The following is a 7232-nucleotide window of genomic DNA, read 5'->3' on the forward strand; positions in this document are numbered from 1 at the left end:
CTTCTCCGCCAGGACCTCCTCGGTCCCTTCCACCCCCGGAACCCTACCCCCACAGAGCATGGTCAAAAGCAGAAGTTATTTTCCGGCGACTCCCTGGGAGCCCCACACGGTGTCGCCACCCCTCCACCCCGGCAACCTCACCCCGGGTTACGCGCAGAACCTCTGGATACGCGCTTAGCCAATGCAACAGAGTCCTTCTCCATCTCTGACAGGGACCTGGCGGGTCAGCGCTTCGAGAACACAAATCTCAGGTCCTCGGGCGAGAGCGCCAGAGTCGCTTTCATGTGCGGAGTGCAATGATCATCCAGCGTGAAATTCCATCGACCGGCCATCATGGCGAGACAGTATGTTGACTCGATGACGGCGAGATTCTCGCCGAGGCACCGGTATGCGCCGTGCCCGAAGGGCATGAAAGCCGCGGTAGTCACTTCGGACTGGTTGGTCTCCAGCCATCGGTCCGGATCGAACTCGTCGGCGTGGCTGAACAGGCGTTCGTCGCGATGCAGGCCGTAGTGTGAGTACAGCAGGATGGCCCCGCCCGGGATGGCATAGCCGCCCAGCGTCGTGTCCCGGGCAGCCTGCCTGGAGAGCAGGTACGACGACGGGTACATTCGCAGTGCCTCGAACAGAACTCGCCTGATGGTGCCGAGATCTGACCGCCCGACCTCGATCTCGTCCCAGTCGCGACCGTCAGCCAGTGCGTCCACCTCGGCCCGGCACGCGGCAAACACCCGCGGGTGCCGGGCCAGTTCGTAGCAGGCCCAGCTGATGGTGTTCGCGGTGGTCTCCGTCGCTGCCAGCAGGATTGTCAGGGCCTGGTCGCGAACCTCGGTCCGAGTAAATTTTCTCTTGGTCTCCGCATCGGTCGTATTAATAAGTACGTCGAGCAGATCCTCGTCGCCCGCCCCGGAACGCATCCTGCGATCGATGACGGAATAGATGTATCGGTCAAAATCCGCCAGCATCCGACGGAATTTCCGATTGGCGCTGGTCGGCAGGTACCGGTAGACGCCGGTCACGTCGAGGGTCTGCATCCCGGCGTTGTCGCCGAAGACCGGAATAGCTTCACTGACGAGGTCCAGTATCTCGGGCGGGCACTCCTCGCCGAAGAGCGTCGCGGCCACGATCTCGCACCCGAGACTCGTCGACGGGCCCATCAGGTCGTAGGGCTCGTTCGGTGGAATAGATGCGACGAACCTGGCCATGATCCGACGCATGACGGGCAGATGGAGCGCGAGCCGCCGTTGGGTGAATGACGGAAGCATGGTACGACGCTGCCTCCGGTGCAGATCGCCGGAGGTGGTGACAATACCGTCCCCGAACATGCTCCGCATCTTCTTGAACTGCACGCCTCGAACGAAGTCGTGGGCGTCGCTGAGAAGAATCTGGACGAGCAGGTCGTGGTCGTTGACGAAGTAGGCGGTCGCCGGGCCGACCCTGACCCGGCACACCGGCCCGGCGACTCGCGCCGCGTCTATAAAATCGAATCGCGAGCGAAGAACGAGAGGGATGTGCCCGAGAACCGGTACGGCTCCCGGGGCCATCGGTGGAACCTTCCCGGTGGTCGTGGCCATCAGACTTCGATTCCCTCGGCGGATGTAGGCCGGAAGACGTCGGCCGAGAGAACGACGGTGGAGTCCATGCCGAGGTTCTCGAGGTACCCGGTACCGGCCAGAGGGGCCGTGTGGGCCTCCTGATCCGCGTAGCGGAGCGATTCCAGATGGACGTAGAGCACCCCGTGAATCATGAGCTCCAGGCAGTGCACGTGGCGGTCGAGACGCGCGATGTCGGGAGCGGTGAGGCCGAACGTCCGGCTCAGGGGAGGTAGTTCCTTCTTGACCCGCAGGAACCGCGTGACCTCCTCGTTGACGGTCGTCTCGATCCGGGCCAGCGCCTGCTGCTTGGTGAGGCCCTCCTGCTCCAGAGCGATGATGGTGTTGACTTCCGGCTGGCGGCGGTCCTTGGGTAGAGAGAAGAAGTCGTTCTGGTAGATGGCGAGATCTCCGACGATGCGTCGCATCTCCTGTAGTTGCGGCGTCGCGATCAGCGAACCTGGTATCTCGCAGTCCTCGGCGACCTCGATCAGGTCGATGAGGGGCTCCATCGCGACGGCGCCGCGACGCAACTCCAGGGCCTGGCGGTGGCTGACCGGACGGCGGTCCACGCGAAAGGTAACCTCACGCAGTAGGCTGACCAGGAACTGCTGATTGTGGTCGCGGAATCGCGCCATCCATGTCCGGGATCGGCGTCGCGCCAGCTCGTCCAGGATGTCGGTCAGCGCGCGCTCGGCGGAATGACCGGGGCTCGTCTCACCGTGCAGGGCCGCGATCATTCTTTCGGTGACCCGTACCGCGAGATCCAGACGGGTGCCGAGCGGGCCGTTGAACTGGTCGTCGTACAGGAATCCCCACGCGTTCCATTTGGTGATGACGTCGAGTGCATCACCGCGGGCCGTGGGCACGCAGTTGGCGAGCATGCGGCCGAGGTTCCACTGAGCGAGCCGCTCCATGGCGAAATCGGAGGTGACCAAGCCCATCTCCCGCGCCCATCGGGCGCACTCGGCGGAAGCGGCGGCGTGGTCCGGGCTGAGCGCGTGTGGAAAGGGAAAATCGAAATTGATGGTCGGCCTGACGGCGGCGGGCACGTCGATCAATCTCCTCTGGCTGGCATTCGCGATGACGGTTCTGCGGGTTCTACGGGACCAGGCGCGCCACCGCGTCGCCCCACGGCTCGGCCGGGGACTCGGGAGGTCGTGCGCATACGCAGCTTGTGTGGCCGCGGGGCGACGGCCCGGGCGGGGCGGACAACCTGGCCGGGTTCACCGCTCAGGCGCCACCGGGTGGCGATGGTGGCCAGCGCAAGCGTCGCCTCGATGACGCCGAAGGTGTCGCCGATGCATTTCCGGGCGCCTCCTCCGAACGGGATGTAGGTGTTCGGCGGCGGCGGGGTCGCGAGCGGGCTCCATCGGTCCGGGTCAAAGGCTTCGGGATCGGGATAGAAGTCGGCGCGGTGGTGGATCACATGCGGGCTGTAAACGACCGGGGTCCCGGCTGGCAGGACGTGGCCGCCGAGCCGGGTGTCGGTCGTGACCCTACGGGTGATGAGCTGAATGGGCGAGAACAGGCGAAGCGTCTCGGTGATGACCCGCTGGGTGTATTCGAGTTTCGGTACGTCGGGATACCTGGCGGGCCGGCCGGCGAGTACGGTGTCCACCTCGTCGTGCAGACGTTTCTCGGCCAGTGGGTTCTGACTGATCAGATGCAGGGCCCAGGCCAGTGTGGTGGCGGTGGTTTCTATCCCGCCGATGCTGAAGGTGATGAGCATGTTGCTGACTTCTGCGTCGGTGAGGCCCTCGCTGCTGTTCTCGACGTCGCGGGCGGCGAGCAGCGCGGACAACAGATCCCCGTGATCCGTGCCGTCGGCGCGGCGTTCGGCGATCAGGGCGTCGATGGTGCGGCGTAGCCGGTTCCGGGACCGCCAGTAGCCGATGTTACCGCGGGTGGGAAGCCGGTCCAGCGGCGGTGGCATGATCATGCGCCACAGAATATTGTCGATGATGGTCCTGACGTCCTCGAGCATTTCGCTGTGAATCTGACCGGCAAGTTTGGCCGAGAACAGCGTGGACATCGTCACGGTGGCGGTGATGTCCATCATCGCGGCCGGTACATCGACGATTTGGCCTTCGCGCCAGCGACCGGTCGTCTGGATAATCTTATCGGTCATGACGTCCGCATAGCCGGGAAGGCGGGACCGGTGAAAAGCCGGCTGAGCCAGCCGCCGCTGGCGACGATGTTCGTCGTGCAGGCAGGTGACCAGGCCGTTGCCCGCGATTTCCCGAGCCCGGTCGAACAACGGGCCGCCCTTGTCAAAGGTCCGGTCCTCGATCAGGACTGTGCGGGTCAGCTCGGGGTCGCATACCACCACGGCCGACACCGGGCCCAGCCGAATCCGCAACAGGTCGCCGTGCGCCGGCAGTGATGACAAGAACGCCAGCGGGTCGCGGGCCAATACGGCCAGGTGACCGAGCGCTGGCCACGCGCCGGGTGCCAGCGGGACGGAACCGAGGTCGTTCACGGACGTACCTCCGCGTGTTGGGGGCTTCGTCGACCGATGGGTCGACAGTGGCGAATGCGTGGACGATGGCGGCGACTGAGGCGGTCCGTGGACGGTCCAGCAAATGGCGCGGCCGAGCGCGAATGTCAGTGGTCCCGGCTGGTCATCAAGATGGCCAGGGTCCGCAGATCGCTTTCGGCGGCCGGATCCGGTGCGGCCCGCTCCAGTGCGGCCAGCGCCGCCTCGGTCCGGCGCCGCGTTTCGGCGGCCGTCCAGTCCCGGCCACCGGCCTGCTCGATCAGGCGTGTGGCGTGGGCGACAGCCTGCTGGTCCAGCGCCTCCTCCCGCCGGTACAGCCAGGCCAAATGTTTGCCGGCGGCCGTGCCTGAGGCGAGGGCAGCGACGACGGGAAGGGATTTCTTGCGGGCGCGCAGATCGGAGCCGACCGGTTTGCCGGTCACCTTCGGATCGCCCCAGATTCCCAGGGCGTCATCGACCAGCTGGAAGGCCAGGCCGAGTTGGCGCCCAAAGTCGCGGTAGCAGGCGGCGACATCGTCATTGGCGCCAGCTGCCATCGCCCCGAGCTGGCAGGCCGCCCCCAGCAGGGCGCCGGTCTTCCCCTCGGCCATGGCCAGACACTCGAGCAGGGACACCTCCCCGCGCTCGCCAAACGTCAGATCGGCCGACTGGCCGGCGGCCAGGTCCTGCACGGCCGCGGTCAGCACGGCCATGCCCCGTGCGCCGGCCGTACCGTCGGCCGCCATCACCTGCAGGGCAGCAGCCAGGAGCACGTCGCCGACCAGGATCGCCCGAGACGTGCCGAACACCGCCCAGGCAGACGTTCGATGGCGCCGGCTGAGGTCTTTGTCCATCACGTCGTCGTGCAGCAGCGAGAAGTCGTGCACAAGCTCCACCGCCACGGCCGCCGCCACCGCCGCGCGGCCCGCCTCCGCGGCGTTCGAGATTGGCCCGGCGGCGCGGGCACTCGCGAGCGTCAAGGTGGGACGCACCGCCTTGCCCATGCGGTCGGCGGGCCGGCCGGCGGCGTCCCACCAGCCGATGTGGTAACCCGCCACGTGCCGGATCTCGGCCGGCAACACCTCGATCACGGCCCGGTGCGCTGATTCCACGCGCGCCCTTGCCTCGGTGAACAACTGCGTCACGCTCTGGCGCCTTCGCGGGCCGGGAAAGGGCGCGGCTTGGATCGGTGCTTCGCTGGTCACTACGGCTCCACTCCCCTGCAGCGGGCGGGCAGGCGGCCGCCCCACGTGTGAGCGCGGGGCCCGACCGAACGATCTGCTGATTCCAGGTGTGCCTCTTCCGGCTCAGCAAGCTGGACGGTTGGTCTCACGGCCGCGCACAGCTTCCACGTACGACTCCCTCCAGAAAGGCGAGCCGCATCGGTCGTCGGGGCGCGGTGGATTCTTGTCCTCAGACGGCTGACCTCGGACGCCCGGGGAACCGACTTTCGTTTCGAGCACGGCGGGCCGTCAGCGACGGGACAAGACCTCACCCACGAAAACGGTGGGGCTAGTTGTTTTCGCGACGGCGGCGACGACGATCCACCCGTGTCTGGCCGTCGGCAACGACGTCCACCCGAGCGTGATGACTGGAGACCAGGATCATCTCCTGTGCGTTATGTGAGACGTGACGTTCAATAAGTGCTTACCGTAGTTACGGGTCGGGAGGGTGTCAAGTCCGGCCGACGCGCAATCCGGCGGGATGGCCCGGCGTTCTTTTGATCGGCTCCCAGACAACGCCTCGTGACCTGGGCTTTTGGTAGCCGGTAGATCGCGTATGTAACCGGCGGGATTTTTGGGGTGCCCACTGTCTTGGGTTCCGCGTAATTCGGTTCGGCTAGAGTAGCGATCATGGCTGTGACCTGGGCGGACATGCCGATGTGCCGCTGCGGGCCGTTTCTCTAGGCTTCAGTGAGATCCGGGGCGGGTCTGGTCAGGGTTCTGGTGTGCTGAGCTGGTTGATCGTCCGTGACGGGTCGATGTTCAGGGCCGCAAGCAGGTTGCGGGCGGGCTTGGTCAGTTCGGTGACCTGCTGGAAGGTGCCGGTGGGGCCGGTGAAGGTGCCGATGTGGATCCGGTCGTGTGGGGCGCCAGAACTCGGTCACCGGCCCTGACCTGGGGTTTTAGGCGGCCCGTTCGTACTCGTTGATCAAGCCGTCGAGGACGGGTTGGCACAGATCCGTTCCTTCGTCAGGTCGGCGACGGGATGGTCGGGCCGGGGCGGTTGAAGGGCGCGGCTGCGGTGGGGTCGCCGTCCGTTGTAGAGGGCGGTGTACTCGGCCAGAACGGTGCGCAGATGCCGTTCGCCGAAGATCAGCATCCGGTCGGTGACTTCGGTCCGGACGGTGCGGACGAACCGTTCTGCGTAGGCGTTCGCTCGCGGCGTCCGGGGTGGGATCTTGACGGTGGTGATGCCGGCGTCGGCGAGGACCGCGTCGAAGGAGGCGGTGAACTGGCCGGCGCGGTCACGAACCAGAAACTGGAAGTCGGCCATCCGGTCGCCGAGGTCCATGAGGAGGTTCCGGGCTTGTTGGGTGGTCCACGGTCCGTCCGGGTGAGCGGCGACCCCGAGGATGTGGACGGTGCGGGAGCCGACTTCCAGGACGAAGAAGCAGTACAGGCGCCGCAGTGTCACGGCGCAGTCCACATGGAAGAAATCGACTGTCATCATGGTCGAGGCCTGGGTGCGCAGGAATTGCCGCCACGTCGTGTCGGTCTGCCGCTGGGGCGCCGGCGGCAGACCGAGGGTCTTCAGGATCCGGCGGATCGTGGACGCGCTGACCTGGTGGGCGAGTGTGAGGAGCTCCCCTTGGATCCGCCGGTAGTCCCATGTCGTGTTCTCGGTCGCGAGCCGCTCGATGAGGATGGCGATCTCCGTGCTGACCGAAGGTCGGCCCCTCCGCCGCGAGTAGGTCCACGTCTTTGTGATCAGACGGTGGTGCCACCGCAGGACGGTGCCCGGGGTGATCAACCGGTGGGCTCGCAACGTCTTGGGCAGGAGTCGGATCAGTGCGGCGAGCACCGCCCGGTCTGCCTAGTGGTCGTCGCCGTTAGTTCGTCGGTTATGCGGCGAGGCTGAGGCGGTTGGCGGTCTTGAGGAGATCGGCGCGGGTGTACTTCCAGCCGAACGGGGCCGCGGTCTGGTTGTAGAGGTCCTGG

At 66.2% G+C, this 7232-nt stretch carries 4 protein-coding genes and 1 pseudogene; all 5 read right to left on the bottom strand.

Features of this window, described 5'->3' with window-relative positions; all coding sequences use genetic code 11:
* Window positions 1-224: 224 nt before the first annotated feature.
* The 5 genes and pseudogenes from FMEAI12_RS34280 to FMEAI12_RS39025 all read right to left on the bottom strand — a co-directional run bounded on the left by FMEAI12_RS34280 (window position 225) and on the right by FMEAI12_RS39025 (window position 7059).
* Window positions 225-1544: a cytochrome P450 gene (locus tag FMEAI12_RS34280; protein WP_160144377.1), complete on the bottom strand. Its 1320-nt coding sequence runs from the start codon at window positions 1542-1544 to the stop codon at window positions 225-227.
* 29 nt (window positions 1545-1573) lie between these two features.
* Window positions 1574-2644, bottom strand: coding sequence for a terpene synthase (locus FMEAI12_RS34285; protein ID WP_112109227.1), 1071 nt, complete (start codon window positions 2642-2644; stop codon window positions 1574-1576).
* 5 nt (window positions 2645-2649) lie between these two features.
* Window positions 2650-4074 carry a cytochrome P450 gene (locus tag FMEAI12_RS34290; protein WP_112109226.1) on the bottom strand — a complete coding sequence of 475 codons (1425 nt, stop codon included), beginning with the start codon at window positions 4072-4074 and terminating at the stop codon, window positions 2650-2652.
* Window positions 4075-4199: 125 nt separating this feature from the next.
* Complete coding sequence (locus FMEAI12_RS34295) at window positions 4200-5216, bottom strand: polyprenyl synthetase family protein (RefSeq protein WP_200835511.1); 1017 nt, start codon at window positions 5214-5216, stop codon at window positions 4200-4202.
* Window positions 5217-6196: 980 nt separating this feature from the next.
* Window positions 6197-7059: pseudogene (locus FMEAI12_RS39025) on the bottom strand (integrase core domain-containing protein).
* Window positions 7060-7232 lie beyond the last annotated feature (173 nt).

The sequence above is a fragment of the Parafrankia sp. Ea1.12 genome (genome assembly GCF_900465275.1).
GTDB lineage: Bacteria > Actinomycetota > Actinomycetes > Frankiales > Frankiaceae > Parafrankia > Parafrankia soli.

Coding starts and splice junctions, on each gene's coding strand:
- FMEAI12_RS34280 (WP_160144377.1), bottom strand. CDS start 1,544: ATGGCCCCGGGAGCCGTACCGGTTCTCGGGCACATCCCTCTCGTTCTT.